The sequence below is a fragment of the Cupriavidus sp. GW823-FHT07A04 genome (assembly GCF_058794615.1).
The window spans coordinates 680,479-702,837 of the sequence record NZ_JBXAHA010000001.1; the positions used below are offsets into that span (position 1 = coordinate 680,479).

16 protein-coding genes are annotated in these 22,359 nt (G+C 64.4%); 3 read left to right on the top strand and 13 right to left on the bottom strand.

The window, feature by feature from the left end:
* Positions 1 to 33: 33 nt before the first annotated feature.
* The 5 genes from AC1Q7Q_RS03175 to AC1Q7Q_RS03195 all read right to left on the bottom strand — a co-directional run bounded on the left by AC1Q7Q_RS03175 (position 34) and on the right by AC1Q7Q_RS03195 (position 7,655).
* Positions 34 to 3,129, bottom strand: coding sequence for an acetoacetate--CoA ligase (locus tag AC1Q7Q_RS03175; protein ID WP_492372830.1), 3,096 nt, complete (start codon positions 3,127 to 3,129; stop codon positions 34 to 36).
* 919 nt (positions 3,130 to 4,048) lie between these two features.
* Positions 4,049 to 4,375, bottom strand: coding sequence for a hypothetical protein (locus AC1Q7Q_RS03180; protein ID WP_492372831.1), 327 nt, complete (start codon positions 4,373 to 4,375; stop codon positions 4,049 to 4,051).
* 94 nt (positions 4,376 to 4,469) lie between these two features.
* Complete coding sequence (locus AC1Q7Q_RS03185; RefSeq protein ID WP_492372832.1) at positions 4,470 to 5,303, bottom strand: shikimate dehydrogenase family protein; 834 nt, start codon at positions 5,301 to 5,303, stop codon at positions 4,470 to 4,472.
* Between the two features lie 93 nt (positions 5,304 to 5,396).
* Complete coding sequence (locus AC1Q7Q_RS03190; RefSeq protein ID WP_492372833.1) at positions 5,397 to 6,746, bottom strand: MFS transporter; 1,350 nt, start codon at positions 6,744 to 6,746, stop codon at positions 5,397 to 5,399.
* 63 nt (positions 6,747 to 6,809) lie between these two features.
* A complete protein-coding gene (locus AC1Q7Q_RS03195) occupies positions 6,810 to 7,655 on the bottom strand; it encodes a sugar phosphate isomerase/epimerase family protein (RefSeq protein WP_492372834.1) in 846 nt (281 codons plus the stop codon).
* A 178-nt stretch (positions 7,656 to 7,833) separates the two neighbouring features.
* Between AC1Q7Q_RS03195 and AC1Q7Q_RS03200 the strand changes: the two genes are divergently transcribed.
* Positions 7,834 to 8,655 (top strand): IclR family transcriptional regulator, encoded by an 822-nt coding sequence (locus AC1Q7Q_RS03200; protein WP_492372835.1) that lies wholly within the window; start codon positions 7,834 to 7,836, stop codon positions 8,653 to 8,655.
* Between the two features lie 288 nt (positions 8,656 to 8,943).
* On the opposite strand, the gene AC1Q7Q_RS03205 is transcribed toward AC1Q7Q_RS03200, so the two are convergent.
* The 4 genes from AC1Q7Q_RS03205 to mfd form a co-directional block, all read right to left on the bottom strand.
* Positions 8,944 to 10,320 carry an amidohydrolase gene (locus tag AC1Q7Q_RS03205; RefSeq protein ID WP_492372836.1) on the bottom strand — a complete coding sequence of 459 codons (1,377 nt, stop codon included), beginning with the start codon at positions 10,318 to 10,320 and terminating at the stop codon, positions 8,944 to 8,946.
* 60 nt (positions 10,321 to 10,380) lie between these two features.
* Positions 10,381 to 11,685: an MFS transporter gene (locus AC1Q7Q_RS03210; RefSeq protein ID WP_492372837.1), complete on the bottom strand. Its 1,305-nt coding sequence runs from the start codon at positions 11,683 to 11,685 to the stop codon at positions 10,381 to 10,383.
* A gap of 97 nt (positions 11,686 to 11,782) precedes the next feature.
* Positions 11,783 to 12,988 (bottom strand): acetylornithine deacetylase, encoded by a 1,206-nt coding sequence (gene argE / locus AC1Q7Q_RS03215; RefSeq protein ID WP_477134981.1) that lies wholly within the window; start codon positions 12,986 to 12,988, stop codon positions 11,783 to 11,785.
* 167 nt (positions 12,989 to 13,155) lie between these two features.
* On the bottom strand, positions 13,156 to 16,617 hold the full coding sequence (gene mfd / locus AC1Q7Q_RS03220; protein ID WP_492372838.1) for a transcription-repair coupling factor: 3,462 nt from the start codon (positions 16,615 to 16,617) through the stop codon (positions 13,156 to 13,158).
* 264 nt (positions 16,618 to 16,881) lie between these two features.
* Here mfd and ispD point away from each other — a divergent pair, with 264 nt between their 5' ends.
* Positions 16,882 to 17,682, top strand: coding sequence for a 2-C-methyl-D-erythritol 4-phosphate cytidylyltransferase (gene ispD, locus AC1Q7Q_RS03225; protein WP_492372839.1), 801 nt, complete (start codon positions 16,882 to 16,884; stop codon positions 17,680 to 17,682).
* Positions 17,683 to 17,772: 90 nt separating this feature from the next.
* Positions 17,773 to 18,282 carry a 2-C-methyl-D-erythritol 2,4-cyclodiphosphate synthase gene (ispF, locus tag AC1Q7Q_RS03230; RefSeq protein WP_150987634.1) on the top strand — a complete coding sequence of 170 codons (510 nt, stop codon included), beginning with the start codon at positions 17,773 to 17,775 and terminating at the stop codon, positions 18,280 to 18,282.
* Between the two features lie 46 nt (positions 18,283 to 18,328).
* Here ispF and AC1Q7Q_RS03235 read toward each other — a convergent pair whose 3' ends face one another.
* From AC1Q7Q_RS03235 to AC1Q7Q_RS03250, 4 genes are all read right to left on the bottom strand, one after another.
* Positions 18,329 to 18,910, bottom strand: a complete 582-nt coding sequence (locus tag AC1Q7Q_RS03235) for a GNAT family N-acetyltransferase (protein WP_492372840.1) — start codon at positions 18,908 to 18,910, stop codon at positions 18,329 to 18,331.
* Between the two features lie 230 nt (positions 18,911 to 19,140).
* The gene (locus tag AC1Q7Q_RS03240; protein WP_006155913.1) at positions 19,141 to 19,662 is read right to left on the bottom strand and encodes a carboxymuconolactone decarboxylase family protein; all 522 of its coding nucleotides are present in this window, start codon (positions 19,660 to 19,662) and stop codon (positions 19,141 to 19,143) included.
* 141 nt (positions 19,663 to 19,803) lie between these two features.
* Positions 19,804 to 20,352 (bottom strand): peroxiredoxin, encoded by a 549-nt coding sequence (locus tag AC1Q7Q_RS03245; protein ID WP_043345420.1) that lies wholly within the window; start codon positions 20,350 to 20,352, stop codon positions 19,804 to 19,806.
* Between the two features lie 299 nt (positions 20,353 to 20,651).
* Positions 20,652 to 21,953 (bottom strand): MFS transporter, encoded by a 1,302-nt coding sequence (locus AC1Q7Q_RS03250; protein ID WP_174424477.1) that lies wholly within the window; start codon positions 21,951 to 21,953, stop codon positions 20,652 to 20,654.
* Positions 21,954 to 22,359: the final 406 nt, after the last annotated feature.

The following is a 22,359-nucleotide window of genomic DNA, read 5'->3' on the forward strand; positions in this document are numbered from 1 at the left end:
CCTTGCGGCGCCTCATGAAACACGCCCGCCGCGTCACGGGTTTGCCAACCCCTCGTCCAGTAGCGCCGCGACGACCTGCAAGTTTGGTTCGACGAGCATATCGCCATGGCCGCTGGGCACTTCGGCAATCATCAAGCCGTCGCGCGCGACACGCCGCCACAGCGATATCGGATCGCCCCAATCCTGGTGTCGAATCGCCGCGCGCACATAGACAATCGGGCCGGCGTGATACGGCCGCGGCCGGTAGGTCGTCGTTGCTTGTCTCATCGCTTCGCGCACGCGCCAAAGCGCAGGCGGAAACGATTCGGTGTAGGCGTCCGGCCGGCGCGTCATGCGCCCGAGGCTCATCCCCGCGCGATCGGCCGCCTTCCCGAGCATGTACGTCAGGTAACCGAAAAGCTGCGCCGCAGGCACCGCGCGCAGCTTGCGCCACTGGTAGCTCAAATAGCTGCAGCGGTGCCGCAGCCAAGCATGCCATGGGAGGAAATGCTCGTGCACATAGGTATCGAGCAGGCACAGGAATTCGATGTGCTCGCCAGCGCGCATCAGCTGTTGTGCAATCTCGAGCGCGACCAGCCCGCCGAACGAGTAGCCGGCCAGCGCGTACGGTCCGCCCGGCTGCACGGTGCGCATCTGTTCGATGTAGCTGGCCGCCATATCTTCGACGCACCGCTGTGTCGGCTGCTCGCCGTCAAGGCCCCGTGCCTGCAGTCCATAGACCGGGCGCGGACTACGCAGCGCGCAGACCAGCCCCCAACATTCCATCACCGAGCCGCTCAAGCCATGCACGAGGAATAGCGGCGTCCCGGTGCCGGCGCGCACGGGCACGAGGATCGGCGACGGCGGCTGCAGTTCGCCCTCGTCGATCGCCGCGGCGAGGCGCGCGATCGTCGGCGCGATCAGCAGCGTCGCGAGTGGGATCGTGCGCCCGGTCGACTGATGCACGTCGGCGAGCAACCGCGCAGCGAGCAGCGAATGACCACCCAGTTCGAAGAAGTTGTCGTCGTGACCGATCGGCGCGAAGTCGAACAGCTTCTCCCACAGCACCTGCAAATGACGTTCTAGTTGTTCGCGGGACTCGCCGGCGGGTGGCAATTCGCGCGCCGCCAGGTTCAGTGCCGGATGGTTCCGGATCGAGTCGAGGCATCCGGGATTGCGTAACGCCGCGGCATTACCGACCGGCAAGCCGTTGACCGCATCGCGCGCGGCCGCTTCGGACAGCTTGCCGCTATGCGTGACCGGCAACGCATCGACGGCGATGATCCGGTCCGGCACGTGCGTGGGCGACGCACGACGTGCGAGGTCGCGGCGCACTCGGGCGGCCAGCGCGCCCGTCAGCGCGACGCCATCCTGCAAGACCAGCAGCAGCACGATGCGCTGGTCGTACCTTTGCGCGCGCGTGGCGTCAGGCGGTGCAGCGCGTGACCGCTGCTCGACCACCAGCGCCTCGCGAATTTCCCGGATATCGCTCAGCACACGATAGATTTCGCCCGGACCAACGTTGATGCCGCGAACATTCAGTACGCCATCGGAACGGCCATGCAGCCGCGCAGTGCCTTCCGGCGAGAATTCGATGCGATCGCCGTGCGTCCAGACACCTGCGTTGCTGGTGAAATAGGCAGCGTGAAACCCCTTGCCGTCCGTGTCGCCAAAAAAGCCGAGCGGACGCGACGGAAACGGATTCGCGCAGATCAGCTCGCCGGTTCGGCAGGTGCGGGCACCCTGTTCCCACGCCTGAACATCAAGCGCAAGGCTCTTGCACTGGGCTTCCCCCGCATAGATCGGCAGGTTCGGATTCCCCAGCACAAAGCAGCCAAGAATGTCCGTGCCGCCCGAGATTGACTGCAGGGGCAGCGGCTTCACGTGATCGCGCACCCATTCGAACTGCGCGTCGAACAGCACCGCACCGGTCGACATCATCGCGCGCAGTGCGCCGAGATCGAATTGCTGCCCTGGCACCAGGCCCGCGTCCTCGCACATCTTCAGGTACGCGGGACTTGTGCCGAACACGGTAACCCGCTCGTCGGCGACGAGGCGCCACAACGCATCGACCGTCGAGATCGGGCCGTCATACGTAACGATCTCGGCCCCGGACGCGAGCGCCGACAACTGCCAGTTCCACATCATCCACGCGCAGGAGGTGTGAAAGTACAAGCGATCGCCGGGCCGCAGGTCGCAGTGCAGCCGATGCTCCTTCAGATGCTCGAGCAGGCTGCCGCCGGCGCCATGCACGATGCACTTCGGCTTGCCGGTAGTGCCCGACGAGAACATGATGAAGAGCGGATGGTTAAATGGGAAACGCCGCCACACGAAGCTCCCGGCATCGCCACTGTCGATCAGTTCGCCAAGCGAATAGACCCGCTGCTTGACGGTGTCCGGCAAGGTTCCGTCGTCGAGCCGGACGACGCCCTGCAGCGACGGCAACGCGGCAGCCAGATCGGCGACGTTATCCGCCAGCGACATGCCTGTGTCGAACGCCCGATCCGCAGCGTGCGCGAACAGCAGTCGCGGCGCTAGCGGCGCGAAGCGATCGAGGATCGTCTCGACGCTCATCTCGGCCGCGGCGGTCGACAGCGTTGCACCGAGCGCGGTGACGGCCAGCGCGGCAACGACCGCATCCGCGTCGTTGCGCATCACGCCAACCACGCGGTCCCCATCGCGCAGCCCCAACTCCGAAAGAGCATGCGCAAGACGAGCTACCCGATTGCGCAGTTCGCCGCGGGTCAGGCGTACACGTCGGCCATCTGCGTGACATGCGGTCAGCGCAGGTGTGTCGGGCGTCGCTATCGCCAAGCCAAGCAGGTTGTCCGCGTAGTTCAGTTGGACCTGCGGGAAGAAGCGTGCATACTCGCACTCGTCGCCGACGCAGACCGGCTCGGAGCTGCCGGACCACGCAAGCCCCTGCGACCACTGCACGAAGCATTGCCAGAACGTCCGATATTCCCGTACCGAGAAATCGTGTAGCGTATCGTAGTTATTGAAGACCTGGCCGGTGTATGCCTGCAGGGCCGTGGTAAATGCGGTCATTTGCGACGCCGCGGCGCGCTCGGGCGTGCTGCTATAAATGGGTACGCGTCCCATGGTCGCGCTGGGGCGGAACGACGGGTCGAACAGGTAGAAGCGATCCATCCGATTCTCCACTGAGACCGGTGCGCACCGTTCGAAGCAACGGCGCGTTCTGATGATCCAGACTAGTGACTCGCTATTTGTTGCTCTGTGCGAAATCGCACGAACTATTGCCAAACCACAGGCAACGACCAGCCAGTTGGCGTAGACGTGACTGGGGCTTCTCGTATCAACAAGTTCGTGACCCGGGGCGGCTTCGCTGAAACAGCAAGGCGGCCATCACACCGACGTGCGAGTCACTATCAAATCGACACGCGTCCCGAAACTTCCTCCCGGAATGGTGTGAGCGAATCCACGAGATCCTGATGCAGGCCTTGGGGCAGCACCTTTCGGTCGGCGGCGACTAGGCAGCGCGAGGGACCACCTGTCAAAACCAGACCGCGGAAGCTCGAAGCATGGTCGATGAACTTCTCTTGTCCGCCCTGTGAGGGGGCATTCGTGAATCGCTTCTGAGTGACTGGAATTGACCCGAAGCGGGCGACTATGCACTGTGCGCGACATGTCGGTTCCCGTGCACCAGACAGACATTCGGCATATATCGCTGGGCTTACCCGCTGAACGGGGCCGTCCAAACTCCGCTATGCATTTTTATTCCTGGCAAGCATCCCAATGCCCGGGTTTGCGACGGAGCATTCTGGACGCTAGGCACCATGAGTGCCATACCTGATGTCGTGAAGTTGAGGTAGGCGATGCACTTGAGATGGCAGAAAAAACCGACGCTTAGCTGCTTGCAGCCGTTGTTCTCCGACCAATTTCAGCCCTCCGGGTGCGTGCCGCACATTGTCTCCATCCCTGCTACCATGCCCAGCGCATCCCCACGCGGCTGCTTCGATCCCGCAGGCGACAGAACGCGAGCCGCGCATCGAACGGCTTCAGTTGGTACCACGCGCTTGGGCAGGGACTGGTGTGTCGTGCGAGGATTTCAAGGGCGCCGGAAGGGGCTTGCTCGCTTTCTCTTGGCCGGCGTGAACTGAAACCGGGCCTGGTCGAAGCCGGCGCGTTGGCTTAGGAGCGCTTCGCTGTCGATGCGCTCGGCCAGGCCCTCGATGTCGCGCTCTGTCACGCCGGCCTGCGCGAAGTGTTCCTGCCAGGCGTTCACGGCGTCGATGAGGGTGGCAATTTCGGCCGCGGCCTCCGAGGGCAGCAGGCCGGATGCATCGCACTGCGACATCGCGTTTTGGAGCGTCGAGTCCCGGCCATGAGCGCCGCAGATGAATTCCTGGTACCCCTGACCAGATCGTCGCGGCATGGACCTACTTGTGCGGATGCTATCTGCAATCGGTACCGATGCGCCGCACCCGCTCAGGAAGGCCGCGAAGTACCGCGACGACCCGCCATTCGAATCAACAATTGCCGTGAACGGGTCTCGTTACACCGAAGAACTCGGCATACAGTTGGATTTGCGGCGTTAGCATGTGAATGCCGGGGTGCGTCTTGAGCCCGCGTTTGACCGCACACTTGAGCAGTCGGGTTTCGGCCGGTTTCATGATGATGTCGGTAACGATCGCATGCCGCGGCAAATCATCGATAGGGAACGGAACGGGATCGTGCGCATTCAGTCCGACCGGACTTGCATTGATCGCCATGTCCACGTCATTCAAAGTCGGGTTCGCCAAAGAAATCGCTACCTCTGGCTTGTATGCATTCAAGCGGTCGGCCAGATCGTCGGCCCTGCTCGCCAATGTGTCGGTCAGCATCACGCGTCTGACGCCCGCTTGAACGAGCGCTGTGGCAATTGCTGCCCCCGCTCCTCCAGCGCCGAAAAGTGCGACGAGTTTGCCGGCTGGTTCGTGCGCCTGCGCGCGCAGGCCCTGCACGAATCCCAAGCCATCCAAGTTCTCGGCGAACCAACTGCCGTCGGGATCGCGCCGCAGGACGTTGGCGGAGCCTGCCAACCCGACCGTCGTACTGACCCGGTCGGCGTGCGAGCAGATGGCGAACTTGTGCGGGATAGTGACCACAATCCCGTCGAGGTTCTCCATGCGCTTGAGCCCTTCGACCACGGTCTTCAACTGTCCCGGTCTGACGTGCACGGGAATCGTGACCGCGTCCGCGTTAAGTTCCAGGAAGAGGCGGTTCAGTAGCACGGGGGCCTGCACCTGTCCAACGGGATCGCCCAACACCGCGAATAGCCGTGTTGTGCCTTGTGGGCTGGGAATCAAAAGAGATTGCGTCATGACTCAGTCTCCGGCGATCGGGCCGTGTAGAAGATTTGGCTGACATGTGAGACGCCTCGGTCGAAGACCCTGGCGGGCGAGGCAAGTGCCGGTTCACATTGCAGGCGCCTTGCGTGCGATCGTGTTCGTGGCGTTGTGCCGCCCCTTGATGTAGGCCGCCGCAATCGCGATACCAATCGGAAAGGTCAGGGCCATGAAGAGCTGGCCGAAGTCCCATTTCAGGGCCAGTAGTACTGCGCCGAGGGACGCGCCGGAGATCGCACCGAACCGGCCGATGCCCGTCATCCAACTGGTCCCCGTCGCACGCATTTCCGTCGGGTAGTAGCCCGCAGCCATCGCAGTCCAGCCCGTGTTGGCCGAGTTGATGCAAAAGCCAAGCAGGAAGACCAGCCCCATCAGCATATCGACACTATGATGCTGAGAGCCAATCGCCACCGTGAACAATGCTGCGCCGAGCAGCGTCCCGATCATGACCTTGTGCGGGTTGAATCGATCCATTTCCCAGCCGATGACAATGTTGCCGAGCGTGCCGCCGACTTGGAGCATGGCGCCGACAAGCGCCGCGTCGGCCAGCGTGAAGCCGTCGTCCTTGACCATGATCGGCAGCCAACTGTTGAGGAAGTAGACGGTCAAGAGATTCATGAATAGCCCGGCCCACAGGGCGAGGGTCACTGCCGCATGCGGTTTGGAGACAATGAGCTTGATGGCACTCTTGCCCGCATGTTCACGTTCAGGCGTCACGAACTCGGTCGCCGGGTCGGCCGTCTCAGGAGCAATCGCGTTGACAATGTGCAGCAGTTCGCCATGACCGCCATGCCTGACAGCCAAGAACTTCACGGACTCGGGCAGAAGGAAGCAGAGCAACAGCGCGAAGGCGATCGGCACCACACCACCTACGACCAGGATCGACGCCCAGCCATGTGTCGTGATCAGATAGTTGGCAAGGAAGCCACCACCTGCGGCGCCAAGCGTGAAGCCGCAGTAGACAACTGTCACCATCAGTGAACGGTACTTCTTCGGGGCGTATTCGGAGACCAGCGTCGCAGCATTTGGTTGCGATGCGCCGAGGCCCAGACCGGTCAGGAATCGCAGGACCGACAGCACCGCGATGTTTGGGGACCACGCCGATGCCAGGCTCATGAGGCCGAAGAAGAAGACCGCGCCAATAATGACCTTGCGCCGGCCGAAGCGGTCCGCTAGCGGGCCCCCCGTCAGCGCGCCAATCGCCAGCCCGAACAGCCCCATGCTCAGTACCGGTCCAAGCGCCTCGCGCGGAATCTTCCAGTCCGCGACGAGGGCGGGCGCAATAAAGCCCATTGCCACGATGTCGAATCCATCGAGGATCAGGATGGTCAAGCACAGCAGAAGGATCTTCCAGTGAAAAGAGCCGAATGGCCTGGAGTCCAAAAACTCCTGGACGTTGATCTGACTGGGCGCTTTCATGAATGTCTCCGTTATTTTGTAGAGGGCAACGTTTCCAATGCGCCCGGCGGGGCGGGGCGACGTCTAGAGCAAGCCGCGCATGTAGTCGAGGCTGTCGGCGATGGCCTGTTCGTCGCCGCCAAAGGCGGGATGCAGATAGTCGATTTCCAGCGCGAGCAGGCCGGTGTATCCGTGCTTGCGCAGCACGTCGAAAGTTCGCGGAATGTCGATGAGGCCCTTGCCGAGGGGAACGCTCGGCCAAAAGGCGAACTCTCGGGGATTGCCACTTCTGGCAGCGACATCTTTCACATGCGTGGCGCGTGCATAGGGGGCCAGTTTCTCAATCGCGACCATCGGGTCTTCCAGCATGCGCAGGTTGTTGGCGGTGTCCAGGCAAACGCCCAGCCAGGGGGAGTCGATGGTTTGGATCAACTCAACCAGTTCGTCGGCCAGAAAGTCGATGTGGTTCTCGATGGCGAGCACGACACCGTGCTGCTCGGCATGCGCTATCGCGTTGCGCAGCAATGGGACCAATTTGCCCTTGTGCGTGCCCCATTCGGCCGGTCGCGTGCGACGGCCGCCACAGCAGATACGCATCACCTTGGCACCGATCGCCGCAGCGATCTCGGTGTGACGCTTGAGATCCTCAACTTCTTCCGGCGCATCGCCCGATTGGAGCCCACTCGGGTGCCCCCAAGCCCACACCCGCTCCAGTCCGCGCTCGTCCAGGTCCTCGCGCAACTGGCTCACAGCCTCGGGAGTCAGGCTTGGCAGGAAGCAGGATTCAAGCGATACGCCGTCCACGCCGAGGCTGCTTGCCCGCTGGAGAAAGCCCCGCATGGTCATGCGTGAACCGGGATCATCTTCGATGCCAGGGTAAACCTCGCCGAAGTATCGGTGAAAGCAATAGGAGTCGATGGCAAGTTTCATGGCGTATCCCTGGAAGATTCGACGGCAGTGCCGCGGCGATCTTGTTTGGAATACGATACCAAATGGATGTTTATTCCAATAAAGGTGTTTACCCTTGCTCTTGGGGTAGTACGGGATGGAGTTGGATCCCAGTTGGGTTAGCATTTCACCAATTCGTCCATCCCCCAAGGAAACGCTTATGGCCTCAGTCCGCGACCGCGCTCTATCCATCCTCGAATTACTCGCCCGCCATGTGCGCGGGCTGCCGATGTTTGAGATTGCCGACCGCCTGGACATCCCGCGGACGGCGACGCACCGTCTGCTGGGTGAGCTCAAGGAGATGGGTTACGTGAAACACGACCAGAGCAAGTCTCAATACATGCTGACGGTCAAGCTCGCGTCGCTGGGCCTCGGCTATCTGGCTGCCACCGGCATTGCCGATGTCGCGCAGCCCCTGCTGGACGATCTCGCCGAAGCCAGCGGGGAGTTGGCGCGGCTCGCCGTTATCGAAGACAGTCAGCTGATTTGGGTCGCGAAGGCCCAAGGCTCGCATTCCGGTCTTCGTTACGACCCGGATGCTGGTCTGGACGTGTATCTGCCTGCTACCGCGAACGGATTGGCGTGGCTTGCGGCCGTGAGTGAGGAGCGCGCACTGGAGTTGGTTGCCCTACAGGGTATGGAGCGCGCTCGAGAGATGGGTCCGAGCGCACCGCAGACTTTGCGCGCGCTCATGGAGCAGGTGGAGCAGACGCGGCAACGAGGTTATGCGGTCGTCTTCGACGCCTACGAAGCTGGCACCAGCGCTTTGGCGGCAGTAGTCCGGAGACAGAACGGTGGCGAGCCTATCGGCACCGTTAGCATTGCAGGCCCATCGGTGCGAATGACCAAGGAGCGCATGGAGGCACTGGCTCCCCTTGTTCAGGAGTGCGCCAGTGCATTGGCACTGGCAAGCGTCAGTTCACCAATGTTTGCTCGGCACGACGCTAAGCAGGGAGGCCATACCCAACCAGGTTCCCACTAGAGCTGCAGTTCGGCATATGCCGGAGAAGATGCCGGAGAAGATGGGGATCCCGGCTGCCGGCTTCAGGACGATTTCCGCAACTGCATGCCGATTGTTGGCACAGGATGACCGTTGTCGGGCCGCTTCGGCAGTTCGCCCATGCAAGCGTGGATGGCCGGAGAGGCCGCCAGTTCAGTCATCCGGCCATGCATCGCTGGATGGCCATGACTGGCCGAGGCCGTCATGTCCCATAACTGCGGTCCAGACAGACGAGATCACCTCCGATCATCGTCTGCCCGGCAATCCCCCTTATCGCTGCGCCATCGTCATATAGTCGACCGTCAGACCAGCTAGCGCCCTGACCCCATTCACCAGCGCGGCCTCATCCACATAGAATTCCGGCGAGTGGTTGGATGCTGCCTTGGCCACGTCCACGCCTTTGGGCGTGACGCCCAGGTTGAAGAACAACCCCGGCACCTTCTCCTGATAGAAGGAGAAATCCTCCGACGCCGTGGCCTTGGGCGCGATCATCCAGTTGCCATCGCCGGCCACGCGCTTGAGCGTGGGCGCCATCTTGTCGGTCAGCGCGGGCTGGTTGACGGTGGCGTTGTAAAGCTCCACGACCTTGAAGGTGGCCTCGGCGCCGGCGCTGCTGGCGATGGCTTCGGTGGTGCGCTTCATGCGGGCATGGATGTCCTTTTTCATGCCTTCGTCATAGGTGCGCACCGTGCCCATCATTTCGACTTTGTCCGGCACGATGTTCATGCGGTTGCCGCCGTGGATGGTGCCAACCGTGATCACCGAAGGCTCCAGCATGGCGTTGACCTGGCGGCTCTGGATGGTCTGCAGGCCGAGCACGATCTGCGAGGCCACCACGATCGGGTCGATGCCGCCCCAGGGGCGCGCGCCATGGGTCTGGCGGCCCTTGACGTCGATCCAGAACTGGTCGGCGGCGGCCATCGACGGGCCGCTGCGCCAGGCCAGCTTGCCCGACTCGATGCCGCTGCTCACGTGCAGGCCGAAGATGGCATCCACCTTGGGATTGTCCAGCACGCCTTCGGCCACCATCTGCTTGGCGCCCCACATATTGCTGCCGTTGGGCTCGAAATCCGCCGGGCTTTCCTCGGCCGGCTGGAAGATGAACTTGACCGTGCCGGGCAACTGGTCCTTCATGCCGGCCAGCACCTCGGCCGTGGCCATGAGAATCGCGACGTGGGTGTCGTGCCCGCAGGCGTGCATTACGTCCACTTCCTTGCCCAGGTACTGCCCCTTGGCCTTGGAGGCAAAGGGCACGTCCACGCGCTCCTTCACCGGCAGCGCATCCATGTCCGCGCGCAGCGCCACCACGGGGCCCGGCTTGCCGCCCTTGAGCACGCCCACCACGCCGGTCTTGGCGACCCCCGTCTTCACTTCCATGCCGAGCTTGCGCAGATGGTCCGCCACCAGCTTGGAGGTACGGATTTCATAGTTGCCAAGTTCGGGATGCTGGTGGATGTCGCGGCGCCAGGCGATCAGCTGTGCTTCGACGGCCTTGGCGCGGGTCTCGATCTGCGCCTGCAGGCTCTCGCTGCCGGTGGCTTGCGCCTGCGCGGCGGCGGGTGCCAGGCACAGCAGGCCGGCGGCCAGCGCGAGGGCGGAAACGCCGGCGCGCAGCGCGGCAGGGGAACGGGCTTGGCGTGCTGCCATGAAGACTCCTTTTTTATTTTTTCGTGATGGAACGGGATGAAAAAACCAACGCATGCGCGGCTAGCGGATGCCAAGGCGCGCGCGCGTCTGGGCCAGCGCCACCAGACTGATCGACGCGCAGGCCATCAGGTAGAAGCTCGGCGCCAGCTTGCTGCCGGTGGCACCGATCAGCCAGGTCAGGATGAAGGGCGCGAACCCGCCGAACAGCGTCACCGCGATGTTGTACGAGAGCGAGAGGCCCGTGGTGCGTGTCTTGACCGGGAAGATCTCCGACGCCAGCGCGGGCAGCGCGCCGAAGTACAGCGTCATCATCAGCCCCAGCACCACCTGCACCGCCAGCATCACGCTGAAGCCGGGATAGTGGCTGAGCAGCCAGAACAGCGGCCAGATCGACACCAGCAACAGCAGCGCGGCGAGGCGCATGGGTGGGATGCGGCCATAGCGATCCGACCAGTGCCCGACCAGCGGGGCGAACAGCATCTGCACCACGCCCGTGGCCAGCGTGGCGGCAAACGCCGCCGAGGGCGGCAGGCCGAGCTGCTTGACCGCGTAGGTGGGCATGTACAGCACCAGGTAGGTCGACACCGTGGCGACGATGACCACGCCCATGGCCAGCAGCAGGCGCTCCTTCTGGTGGCTGAGCGTGTCGCGCAGCGGTGTTTCGGTGGTCTCGGCCTGGAGGAATTCAGGGGTTTCGTCGACGTGGCGGCGGATGTAGTACGCCACCGGGCCGATCAGCAGGCCAAAGAGGAAGGGCACGCGCCAGCCCCAGGATTGCATCTGGTCGGGCGTGAGCGTGGTGGTGAGCACCGCGCCAAAGCCCGCGGCAAGCAGGGTGGTCAGGCCTTGGCTGGCGACCTGGAAGCTGGAGTAGAAACCGCGCCGGTTGGGCGCGTGCTCGGCCAGGAAGGCGGTGGCGCTGCCGAATTCGCCGCCAGCGGAGAAGCCCTGGATCATGCGCGCTGCCACGATGCCGATGGGCGCCATGACGCCGATCGCGGCATAGGTGGGTAGTAGCGCGATGATCAGCGTGCCCACCATCATCAGCAGGATGGAGAGCGTCAGCGCGGCGCGCCGGCCTTTGCGGTCGGCATAGACGCCGATCACGACCGCGCCCAGCGGCCGCATGAAGAACGACACGCCGAAGGTGCCGAGCGTCAGCAGCAGCGAGGTGTTTTCATCGTGGTTGGGAAAGAACAGCGCGGAGATGGTGACGGCAAAAAAGCCGTAGACGACCAGGTCGAACCACTCCAGCGCATTGCCGATCGAGGCTGAGATCACCGCGCGCCAGGGATGGCGCGAGGCGGGCGCTGCCGATGCTGCCGCGCCGCTGTTGCTGCTACCGCTTGCCGATACTGCTGTCATGGTGTCTCCGGGTTATTTTTTGGACATGACGCAACCACCGGCCCGCAGGTTTAGCGGGCCGGCTACAACGGAAAACGAGGAAAACGAGGAAAACGGCTTAGTTCACGCGCAGGCTGTCGACCACCTTGTGCAGGAAGGCTTCGCAGGCGGCGAGCTGGTCCAGTGCGACGAACTCGTCGGGCTTGTGGGCCTGCTCGATATCGCCGGGGCCGCACACCACGGCCGGGATGCCGGCGCGCTGGAACAGGCCGGCCTCGGTGCCGTAGGCGACCTTGTTGACGTCGCGGTCGGCGGTCAGCGCGCGCACCAGTTGCGTGATGGCGGCCTGCTCGGCCACGTCGAGCGAGGGCGCGGCGGCGATCTTGTTGATGGTCAGGCCCGCGTCGGCATGCTCGGCGCGCATTTTCGGCAGCAGCACGTCGTTGGCGTAGCCCTGGATGCGGGCAAAGATGGCTTCCGGATCGACGCCCGGCAGGTTGCGGAATTCGAACACGAACTCGCACAGCGCCGGAATGGTGTTGAGCGCGATGCCGCCGTGGATGGTGCCGGTCTGGGCCGTGGTGAAGGGCACATCGAAGTCGCGGTCGTAAGGGCCGTTGGCCTTGAACTCGTCGGCGATGTCGCGGATATGGCAGATCAGGCGGGCGGCGTACTCGATGGCGTTGACGCCCTTGGGCGTGAGCGACGAATGCGCGGCCTGGCCCTTGACGCAGCAGCGGTAGGCGTTGATGCCCTTGTGCGCGACGATCACGCGCATGCTGGTGGGCTCGCCGACGATGCAGCCGCCCGGGGTCACGCCGCGTTCGCGCAGTTCCGCCAGCAGGTAGGGGGCACCCATGCAGCCGATCTCTTCGTCGAAGGACAGCGCATAGTGCACCGGCTCACGCAGCCTGGCCTCAAGCAGCGTGGGCAGCAGCGCCAGGCTGGTGCCGATGAAGCCCTTCATGTCGCAGGTGCCGCGCCCGTACAGGCGGCCATCGCGGATCACCGGCTTGAACGGGTCGGTGGTCCAGTTCTGGCCGTCCACCGGCACCACGTCGGTATGGCCCGACAGCACGATGCCGCCATCGGTGCTGCCGTTGGCGGCGGGCACGGTGACGAACAGGTTGGCCTTGTCGCCCTGCGGGTTGTAGCTCAGGTGGGGACGCAGGCCCTTGGCCAGGAAATGATCGCGCACGGCTTCGATCAGGCCGAGGTTGGAGTGGCGGCTGGTGGTGTCGTAGCTGACCAGGCGCTGGGTCCAGTCGAGCGCGCTGCCGCGGGTTGCGGCATCGGCAGGCTTGCTGAGGGTATCGGCTTGCATGGCGGTTGGCTTTGGGTAACGTGTTAAGTAAATGATGCTACACCGTGCTGGCTCGTCGGTCCATGCACGGTGCACCATCGTGGCCCGCCGCGGCGGCGGCGCGCCGCAAACGGGGTACTGTGGAGCAATGATCAGGCCATTCAGACCATTCAGACCATTCAGGCCATTCAGGCCAGTTGGCGCAGGGTGTGCTTGATGGTCTGCGCGCGCACTGCCACATCCGGCATCTTGGCCTCGATGCGCAGCTTGTCCTGTCCTGCCAGCTTGATATGGCGGTTCTTCTGCACCAGCTCGATGATCTTCATGGCGTCGATCGGCGGGTTGGGCAGGAACTGCATGCTGATGGCCGCGTCGCTGGCGTCGATCTTGCGCACGCCCAGCGGCACCGCCGCGATGCGCAGGCGGTGCGTCTCGATCAGCGCTTGCGCCTGCGGCGGCAGGCGGCCGAAGCGGTCGATCAGCTCTTCCTGGATATCGTCCACGCGCTCGGCCGTCTCGCAATTGGCCAGGCGCTTGTACAGCGAGAGGCGCTCGTGCACATCGGTGCAATAGTCGCTGGGCAGCAGGGCCGGGGTGCCCAGGTTGATTTCGGTGGTCACGGCCAGCGGCGCCATCAGGTCCGGTTCCTTGCCGGCCTTGAGCGACTTGACGGCGGCGTTGAGCATGTCGGTGTAGAGCTGGAAGCCGATCTCGTGGATCTCGCCCGATTGCTTGTCGCCCAGCACTTCGCCCGCGCCGCGGATTTCCAGGTCGTGCATGGCCAGGTAGAAGCCCGAGCCCAGTTCTTCCATTTGCTGGATGGCTTCGAGCCGGCGCTGCGCCAGCTTGCTCAGGCCTTCGACATCGTGCACCAGCATGTAGGCATAGGCCTGGTGGTGCGAGCGCCCGACGCGGCCGCGCAACTGGTGCAGCTGCGCCAGGCCGAATTTGTCGGAGCGGTGGATCAGGATGGTGTTGGCGGTCGGCACGTCGATGCCGGTCTCGATGATGGTGGTGCACAGCAGGATGTTGTCGCGGCGTGCCACGAAGTCACGCATTACGCGCTCCAGCTCGCGCTCGTGCATCTGGCCGTGCGCCACCGCGATGCGCGCTTCCGGCACCAGCTCGGCGAGCTTGGCGCGCTTGTTCTCGATGGTGTCGACCTCGTTGTGCAGGAAGTAGACCTGGCCGCCGCGCTTGAGCTCGCGCAGGATGGCCTCGCGCACCACGCCGTCTTCCTCGCGGCGCACGAAGGTCTTGATGGCCAGGCGCTTTTGCGGCGCGGTGGCAATCACGGAGAAGTCGCGCAGGCCTTCGAGCGCCATGCCCAGCGTGCGGGGAATCGGCGTGGCGGTCAGCGTGAGCACGTCGACCTCGGCGCGCAGGGTCTTGAGCATTTCCTTCTGGCGCACGCCAAAGCGGTGTTCCTCATCGATGACGACCAGCCCCAGGCGCTGGAACTTGACGTCGTCCGACAGCATCTTGTGGGTGCCGATCACGATGTCGGCGGTGCCGTCGTTGATCTGCTTGATGGCGCCGTCGATCTCCTTCTTGGTCTTGAAGCGCGACAACTCCACGATGCGCACCGGCCATTCGGCGAAGCGGTCGGACAGATTCTGGAAATGCTGCTCGGCCAGCAGCGTGGTGGGCGCCAGGATGGCCACCTGCTTGCCGCCCATGACCGCGACGAAGGCGGCGCGCAATGCGACTTCGGTCTTGCCGAAGCCCACGTCGCCGCACACCAGCCGGTCCATTGGCTTGCCCGAGGTCATGTCGGCGATCACCGCGGCGATGGCTGCGGCCTGGTCCGGCGTTTCCTCGAAGCCGAAGCTCTCGGCAAACTTCTCGTAGTCCCTGGGCGTGAGCTCGAAGGCATGGCCCTGGCGCAAGGCGCGGCGCGCGTACAGGTTGAGCAGCTCGGCGGCCGTATCGCGGATCTGCTGCGCGGCTTTGCGTTTCGCGCGGTCCCATTGGCCGGAGCCCAGCGAGTGCAGCGGCGCGGTGTCCGGATCGGCGCCGGAGTAGCGCGAGATTACATGCAACTGGTGCACCGGCACGTACAGCTTGCTGCCTTTCTCGTAGTCCAGGTGCAGGAATTCCTCCTCGCCCTGGCCCAGGTCCAGCGAGACCAGGCCCTGGTAGCGGCCAATGCCGTGCTCGCTGTGCACGACCGGATCGCCGATCTTGAGCTCGGCCAGGTCGCGCACCATCGAGTCGACGGCGCTGGCCTGTTCCTGCTTGCGCCGGCCCGTGCGGCGCGCGGTGCCGGCATACAGCTCGGCCTCGGTGACAAAGGCCAGCGGCTCGATGCCTTGCGCGCCGGGCACGGCAAAGCCGCTTTGCAGCGGCGCCACCACGATGGAGAAATGCGAATCTCCCGCCAGGAAGGCGGCGTAATCATCGATCGGCTGCGGGCGCAGCCCGCTTTCGCCGAACAGCTGCAGCAACGTTTCGCGCCGTCCGGCGGAATCCGCGCACATCAGCACGCGCCGGTCTTTTTTCAGCAGCAACGCTTCCAGGTTGACTAGCGGGTCTTCCGCGCGCCGGTTGACCGAGACATCGGGCAGGGACTCAGCCAGCGGCACGGTGTCGCCGGTAGCGGTGCCTTGCAGCACGAGCCGCGCCAGCGGCTTTGCACCTGCGAAGAACTGCTCTTCCGAAAGGAACAGCGCGGCGGGGGGCAGCAGCGGCCGCTCGCGGTCATGGCGCATGAAGTTGTAGCGCTGCGTGGTGTCGGCCCAGAAGCGGTGGATGGCGTCCGGCACATCGCCGGCAAAGGCGAGCTGGCTGTTGGCGGGCAGGTATTCGAAGACGGTGGCCGAGCTTTCAAAGAACAATGGCAGGTAGTACTCGATGCCGGCCGACGGCACGCCATTGCCAATGTCCTTGTAGATCGTCGACTTGCTCGGGTCGCCTTCGAACAGTTCGCGCCAGCGGCCGCGAAACGCGGTGCGCGCGGCGTCGTCGAGCGGGAACTCGCGGCCCGGCAGCAAGCGCACTTCCTTCACGGGGTACAGGCTGCGCTGCGTGTCGGGATCGAAGGCGCGGATGGTTTCGATCTCGTCGCCGAACAGGTCGATCCGGTACGGCAGCGGCGAGCCCATCGGGAACAGGTCGATCAGGCCGCCGCGCACGCTGTACTCGCCGGGCCGCATCACGGCGCTGACATGCTCATAGCCGGCCAGCGTGAACTGCGCCTTGAGCGCGGCTTCGTCCAGCTTCTCGCCCTGCTTGAAGAAGAAGGTGTAGGCCGCCAGGAAGGCGGGCGGCGCCAGCCGGTAGAGCGCGGTCTGCGCCGGCACCAGCATGATGTCGCACTGGCCGCCCTGGATGTCGTGCAGCGTGGCGAGCCGCTCCGAAACCAGATCCTGGTGCGGCGAGAAGCTGTCGTAGGGCAAGGTTTCCCAGTCGGGCAGCAGGCGCACCCGCAGGCCCGGCGCGAACCAGGGGATTTCCTCGGCCAGCCGCTGCGCGTCGACCGCGTTGGCGCACACCACTGCCAGCATCGGCACACGCTCGCGGTGCTGGCTGGCGTAGGCGGCCAGCGCCAGGGCGTCGGCGGAGCCGGGCAGGCCGGACACGGTATAGCGCTGGCCGGCCTTGACCAAGGGGAGGTTGGCGAAGGGGGCGGGGCGATTGGCTTCAGGCATCGGGTACGGGCTGGCTTGTTGACGGCTTTCAGGCGTTGCGGGGCTAAAAGAGCGCGGCGATGCAACAGCGACACCCCGCCGGCATCGCGGGCGGGGAGTGGGCGAAGCATGCGGCGCCCGGCGGGCGCTCGCGCTGATCGACGCCCGCATGTCCGCGAGCGAAGGCCGTATTATAGAATGCGCTCCGAATCCGCGTTTTCAATGCCGCGCTTCCCGCTCCCCTGCCATGGCAGGGGCCCCGAAGCCTTGCGCCATGCTCCTGGCATGGCGCTCACCTTGTCCCTCACGCTATCCGTGTCTGCTCGCCGATTTGCCCTCATCCCCTGTGCCGGTACCGGCAGCCGCGCGGGCGGCAGCCTGCCCAAGCAATACCAGACCGTGGCCGGCCGGCCGATGATCTGGTACGCGCTCGCCGCTTTTGCCGCCTGCGATGCCATCAGCGCCACCGCGCTGGTGCTGGCGCCCGACGATATGCCGCTGGAGTCCCGCTTCGGCGTGGCGGCGTTTGCCGGCCTGCGTTTTGACACTGCCTTCGTGGGTGGCGATACGCGCCATGCCTCGGTGCTGGCTGGCCTGCATCACCTGGCGCAACTCGGCGCCACGGACCGCGACTGGGTGCTGGTGCATGATGCGGCCCGCCCGGGCCTGACGCCCGCCATGATCCACGCGCTGGTACGCGCGGTGGAGGGCGACGGCGCAGACGAAGACGGCCCCGACGCAGCCATCGGCGGCATCCTGGCGGTGCCGGTGCCCGATACGCTCAAGCGCGCCGATGCGCCCCCCGGCGGGCAGTCGGCGGCGGTGGTGCGCATCGGCGCGACGGTCTCGCGCGAGGGCTTGTGGCAGGCGCAGACCCCGCAGATGTTCCGCCTGGGTGTTTTGCGACAGGCGCTGCAGGAAGCGCTGGCCGCGGGCGCCGTGGTGACCGACGAGGCCAGCGCGATCGAGCGGCTGGGTCTGCATCCGCGCCTGGTCAATGGCTCGCTGCGCAATTTCAAAGTGACCTACCCCGAGGATTTCGCGCTGGCCGAGTTGCTGCTGGGCGAGGGTGCTGGCAAGCCCTGACCGTCATCCTCGTGCATTACCAGCCATCCCCACCGATCCCTATCCATTCCTATCCATCCCCCGTTCCGATCCTGAAGGAGAATTGCTCCCATGACCCCATTCGATATCCGCGTCGGCCAAGGCTATGACGTGCACGCGCTGGTGCCGGGCCGCAAGCTCATCCTGGGCGGCGTGGACATTCCCCATGACCGCGGCCTGCTGGGCCATTCCGATGCGGACGCGCTGCTCCACGCCATCACCGATGCGCTGTTCGGCGCGGCCGGCCTGGGCGACATTGGCCGCCACTTTCCCGACACCGATCCGCGCTTTGCTGGAGCGGACAGCCGTGTGCTGCTGCGCGAGGCCGCGCGGCGCGTGCGCGAGGCAGGCTATGAAATCGGTAACGTGGATGCGACGGTGATCGCGCAGGCGCCGAAGCTGGCGCCGCATATCGGCGCCATGGTGGCGAACCTGGCGGAGGACCTGGGCTTGGCCGCCGCCAGCTGCAACGTCAAGGCCAAGACCAATGAGAAGCTGGGCTTCGAGGGGCGTCAGGAAGGTATCGTTGCGCAAGCTGTGGTGCTGATCTGGCGCGGCACGATCGTCTCCCCGCAGGATTGATGCGGGGCTGGTGCGGAGTTGTTGCAGGGCTGGGCGCTGTGGGCGCTCAGCTTCTTGCGGCCGTTCCGGTTGCGCTAGCGTTTTCGGGCGGGAGCGCGTAGAGGTAGTCGATCAGCCGGGCCATCGGGCCCGAGCGCGCACCGGCTTCGGTGCGTTTGACAAAACCCATCTGCTGGCACAGCTGGTTGGCGGATTTCATTTCCGGCATGGTGCGCACCAGCAGCGCGCCGGCGCCAATATCGCGCGCGCGCTGGATGCAGACCTGCATCAGCGTGCGGCCAAGGCCCAGTCCGCGTGCCTGCGGGCTGACCGCGAGCAGCCGGGCTTCCGGCAAGGCGAGCGTGATGGTGCTGCCGTCCAGCGCCTGCAACGTGGCGCCGGGGTGGCAGAACAACACCGCGCCGCTGATGCCGTGATCGGTTTCCGCCACCCACCATTCCATTTCCGAAGTCGACGCGGCCAGCACGGCTTTCATGCCTTGCTGGAAGGACTCGCGGCAGTCCTCCATGATCTCCAGCTCATATTGGCCATAGGCTTGCTGGGTCACGGCGGCAATGTCGCCCCAGTCCTGCACGGTGGCGAGGCGGTAGTGAAAGCGGGGGGAGGTATGCGAAGGAAGGGTGCTCATGGCAGAGGGGGCAAAGGCTGTGACCTTGCTGGATTGTAGGCCCTTCGGTGCACAAATGCAGTCAGTGAATTACCGACTTGGCGCGTGGGCAACAGGCTTGCGCTGACGCGCGCGGCATGCTGGGCAAGCCCCGCCGGCCTTGCGCCGCGGGGCTTTCGGGGAAGTACCGGAAGCACCATGCCGGGCCGTGCCGGGCCGGCGCGTGCCACCCGCAAGGCCTCGATACGGTCTTATTCCGCCGCGATGACGTTGGCAGCTGCCACGACCACGGCGGCAATGCGGCCCACGTCGCGCAGTTGCTGCGCGGTCATGCCTTGCTCGTTCTTGAGCAGCGCATAGTGCGACTTGATGCAGAAATGGCATTTGCCGACGATGGACGCGGCCAGCGCGTACATCTCGAAGCGGCGCTTGTCCACGCCGCCGTGCGTGGCATATGCATTCATGCGCAGGCCGGCCGGTTGCGTCGCGAGATCCTGGTCGTCGGCCATTTCCACGAACGGATACCAGACATTGTTCATGCCCATCAGCGCGGAGGCGGTGAGCACGGCATTGGTTTCCTCGGGCGAGAGCACACCCGCGTTGCGGATCGCGTCGACGATCACGCGGCTCTTGGCAGCAAACGCCGCGGCCAGCGCCACGGCCACCGCATCGTTGCCCTCGAGCGAGGAGCGGGCGATGGTGCCGTCGAGGTTCAGGCGGATATCCTTGGCGTAGTCAGGAATAAGGCCTTTAATCGTGCTGAGGAATTCCATACAAATCTCCTATCGGTGAGGTCTCAAAAAACCCGCCATGGCGGGTTTTGAGGCGCGGGCCAAAGCCCGGCGCGCAGATCGTCACAAATCGCCGGCAATCTCTCACCGGCAGTTTGTGCAGCATGTCAGCTGGTCGACAGCTTACAGCGTGGCACCGCCAACAGCGCGGTTGCACGGGCACAGCTCGTCGGTTTGCAGGCCGTCGAGGATACGCAGCACTTCGTCCGGGTTACGGCCGACGTTCAGGTTGTTCACCGACACGTGCTGGATGACATTGTCCGGATCGACGACGAAGGTAGCGCGCAGTGCGACGCCGGCAGCCTGGTCACGCACGCCCAGCTGGTCGATCAGCGAGCCGGTCACGTCGGCGAATTGCCATTGGTCCAGCTTGTTCAGGTCCTTGTGCTCACGGCGCCATGCCAGCTTCACGAATTCGTTGTCGGTCGAGCCGCCCAGCACGATCGCGTCGCGGTCGGCGAAGTCGCCGTTGAGCTTGGCGAAAGCAACGATTTCGGTCGGGCACACGAAGGTGAAGTCCTTCGGGTAGAAGTAAATGATCTTCCACTTGCCTTCGAACGACTTTTCGGTGATGTCTTCAAAGGCCGACTGGCCGTTCTCTTCGTGGTTGTTGAAACCCGGCTTGACACCGACGACGTGGAAGGCTTCGATCTTGTCACCAACGGTCTTCATAGACTGCTCCTGGATACGGTTGAAGAGAGACGCTCGCGCCGCAAGCCGGGCCATCCGCAACGGATAAGGCCAGGCTGCCGCGCAACGAACATGGATTATGCGTCATCCCCGGAGGGCGGGGCTAATTGATATTCTCAAAGAGCCCGATAGCCAAGCGCGGGGAGCCGCGTTGCCGGCCGCGCGCGGGCGCCGATTAGTGATGTTGGCGCCGTCATATTGCCGCGCGATGTCAGCCGCGGTGTTCGCAGCCGCCCTGCCGGAGCTGCGAGTCTACCCCAGCAGGGCCGCCCTCGTGAACCTCAGGCAGCCTTGGCCGCGGGCTCGACGTAGGCATGCTGCCGTCCGCCGCGGAAAATCACCAGCGTGGCAATCAGCCCGCATGCAGCGGCAAACATCAGCCACAGGCCGGGCGCGGCCTTGTTGCCGGTGCTGTGGATCAGGTAGGTCGAGATGGCCGGCGTGAAGCCGCCGAACAGGGCCGTGGCCAGGCTATACGCCAGCGAGAAGCCCGCCGTGCGCACCGCGGGCGGCATCACTTCGGTCAGGGTCACCACCATCGCGCCGTTGTAGCTGCCGTACAGGAAGGACAGCCACAACTCGACCATCAGCAGGCGGCTGAACGACGGCTCCGCCACCAGCCAGGACACCGCCGGATAGGCCGTGAGCAATGTGAGGATGGTGAAGATCACCAGCAGCGGCTTGCGGCCCACGCGGTCCGACAAGGCGCCCATCAGCGGCAGCCAGATGAAGTTGGACAGCCCCACGCACATGGTGACGATCAGGTTGTCGACGTCATCGAGCTTGAGCACGGTCTTGCCGAAGGTCGGCGTGTATGCGGTGATCATGTAGAACGACACCGTTGTCATCACAACCATCATGCAACCGGCCACGATGATGCGCCAGTTCTCCATCATCGAGCGATAGATCTCGCTGATGCTGGGGCGATGCTTGCGGGTCTTGAACTCTTCGGTTTCTTCCAGCGAGCGGCGGATCAGGAAGAGGAACGGCACGATCAGGCAGCCGATCAGGAACGGAATGCGCCAGCCCCATTCGCCCATTTCCTCCGGCGACAGCATCGAGTGCAGCACCACGCCAAGCAGGCCGGCAAAGATCACCGCCACTTGCTGGCTGGCTGATTGCCAGGCCACGTAGAAGCCTTTCTTGCCGGGCTTGGCGATTTCCGCCAGGTACACCGACACGCCGCCCAGCTCAACGCCGGCGGAGAAGCCCTGCAGCAGCCGGCCCGCCAGCACCAGCAACGGTGCGGCCACGCCGATCGACGCATAGCCCGGCACGCAGGCGATCAGAAGGGTGCCGAGCGCCATCAGGACCAGCGTCATGATCAGGCCCTTGCGGCGGCCGTGGTGATCGATGTACGCGCCCAGGATGATGGCGCCAAGCGGACGCATCAGGAAGCCCGCGCCGAAGGTCGCGAGCGAGAGCATCAGCGAGGCGAACTCGTTGCCGCTGGGGAAGAACGTCTTGGCGATGGCGGCGGCGTAGAAGCCGTACACCATGAAGTCGTACATTTCCAGGAAGTTGCCGCTGACAACGCGGAACACGGTGCGGAACCCGTGTTGCTGGGAGGGGGAGCTTGACATGTTGCTGGTGTCTCTCGCAGTTGCCGCCGGTTGGTTCCGGTGGCTTGATTTTGATCGGGCGCCAGATGGGGGCGGCTTCCCCTTTTTCTGGGAAATAGCCTTGGCTGGGCTTGGTCTTTGGGGGTGCTGCTAACGGCGGCAAGTTTGCGCCGGGGGGGCTGTCATTACGCTGTCAAATGGCTTTCAGTTTGATATCAAACGCTGTCGAAAGCCTGTCAGTGGGATGAAGGGGGATGGGGGGATTAGGGTTAGTACGGAGGGGTGTGATTTTGCGGTAACTTGGGGGTGCTGTGAGTGCAACTGTATGTGCAACTGCTTAACGTCAACTTCAACTGCAGTTTCACCTCCCCTGCGGGGAGGCGACCTACTTTTTTGTCTTGCCAAAAAAGTAGGCAAAAAAGGCGCG

Coding starts and splice junctions, on each gene's coding strand:
- AC1Q7Q_RS03175 (WP_492372830.1), bottom strand. CDS start 3,129: ATGGATCGCTTCTACCTGTTCGACCCGTCGTTCCGCCCCAGCGCGACC.
- AC1Q7Q_RS03180 (WP_492372831.1), bottom strand. CDS start 4,375: ATGCCGCGACGATCTGGTCAGGGGTACCAGGAATTCATCTGCGGCGCT.
- AC1Q7Q_RS03185 (WP_492372832.1), bottom strand. CDS start 5,303: ATGACGCAATCTCTTTTGATTCCCAGCCCACAAGGCACAACACGGCTA.
- AC1Q7Q_RS03190 (WP_492372833.1), bottom strand. CDS start 6,746: ATGAAAGCGCCCAGTCAGATCAACGTCCAGGAGTTTTTGGACTCCAGG.
- AC1Q7Q_RS03195 (WP_492372834.1), bottom strand. CDS start 7,655: ATGAAACTTGCCATCGACTCCTATTGCTTTCACCGATACTTCGGCGAG.
- AC1Q7Q_RS03200 (WP_492372835.1), top strand. CDS start 7,834: ATGGCCTCAGTCCGCGACCGCGCTCTATCCATCCTCGAATTACTCGCC.
- AC1Q7Q_RS03205 (WP_492372836.1), bottom strand. CDS start 10,320: ATGGCAGCACGCCAAGCCCGTTCCCCTGCCGCGCTGCGCGCCGGCGTT.
- AC1Q7Q_RS03210 (WP_492372837.1), bottom strand. CDS start 11,685: ATGACAGCAGTATCGGCAAGCGGTAGCAGCAACAGCGGCGCGGCAGCA.
- argE (WP_477134981.1), bottom strand. CDS start 12,988: ATGCAAGCCGATACCCTCAGCAAGCCTGCCGATGCCGCAACCCGCGGC.
- mfd (WP_492372838.1), bottom strand. CDS start 16,617: ATGCCTGAAGCCAATCGCCCCGCCCCCTTCGCCAACCTCCCCTTGGTC.
- ispD (WP_492372839.1), top strand. CDS start 16,882: ATGGCGCTCACCTTGTCCCTCACGCTATCCGTGTCTGCTCGCCGATTT.
- ispF (WP_150987634.1), top strand. CDS start 17,773: ATGACCCCATTCGATATCCGCGTCGGCCAAGGCTATGACGTGCACGCG.
- AC1Q7Q_RS03235 (WP_492372840.1), bottom strand. CDS start 18,910: ATGAGCACCCTTCCTTCGCATACCTCCCCCCGCTTTCACTACCGCCTC.
- AC1Q7Q_RS03240 (WP_006155913.1), bottom strand. CDS start 19,662: ATGGAATTCCTCAGCACGATTAAAGGCCTTATTCCTGACTACGCCAAG.
- AC1Q7Q_RS03245 (WP_043345420.1), bottom strand. CDS start 20,352: ATGAAGACCGTTGGTGACAAGATCGAAGCCTTCCACGTCGTCGGTGTC.
- AC1Q7Q_RS03250 (WP_174424477.1), bottom strand. CDS start 21,953: ATGTCAAGCTCCCCCTCCCAGCAACACGGGTTCCGCACCGTGTTCCGC.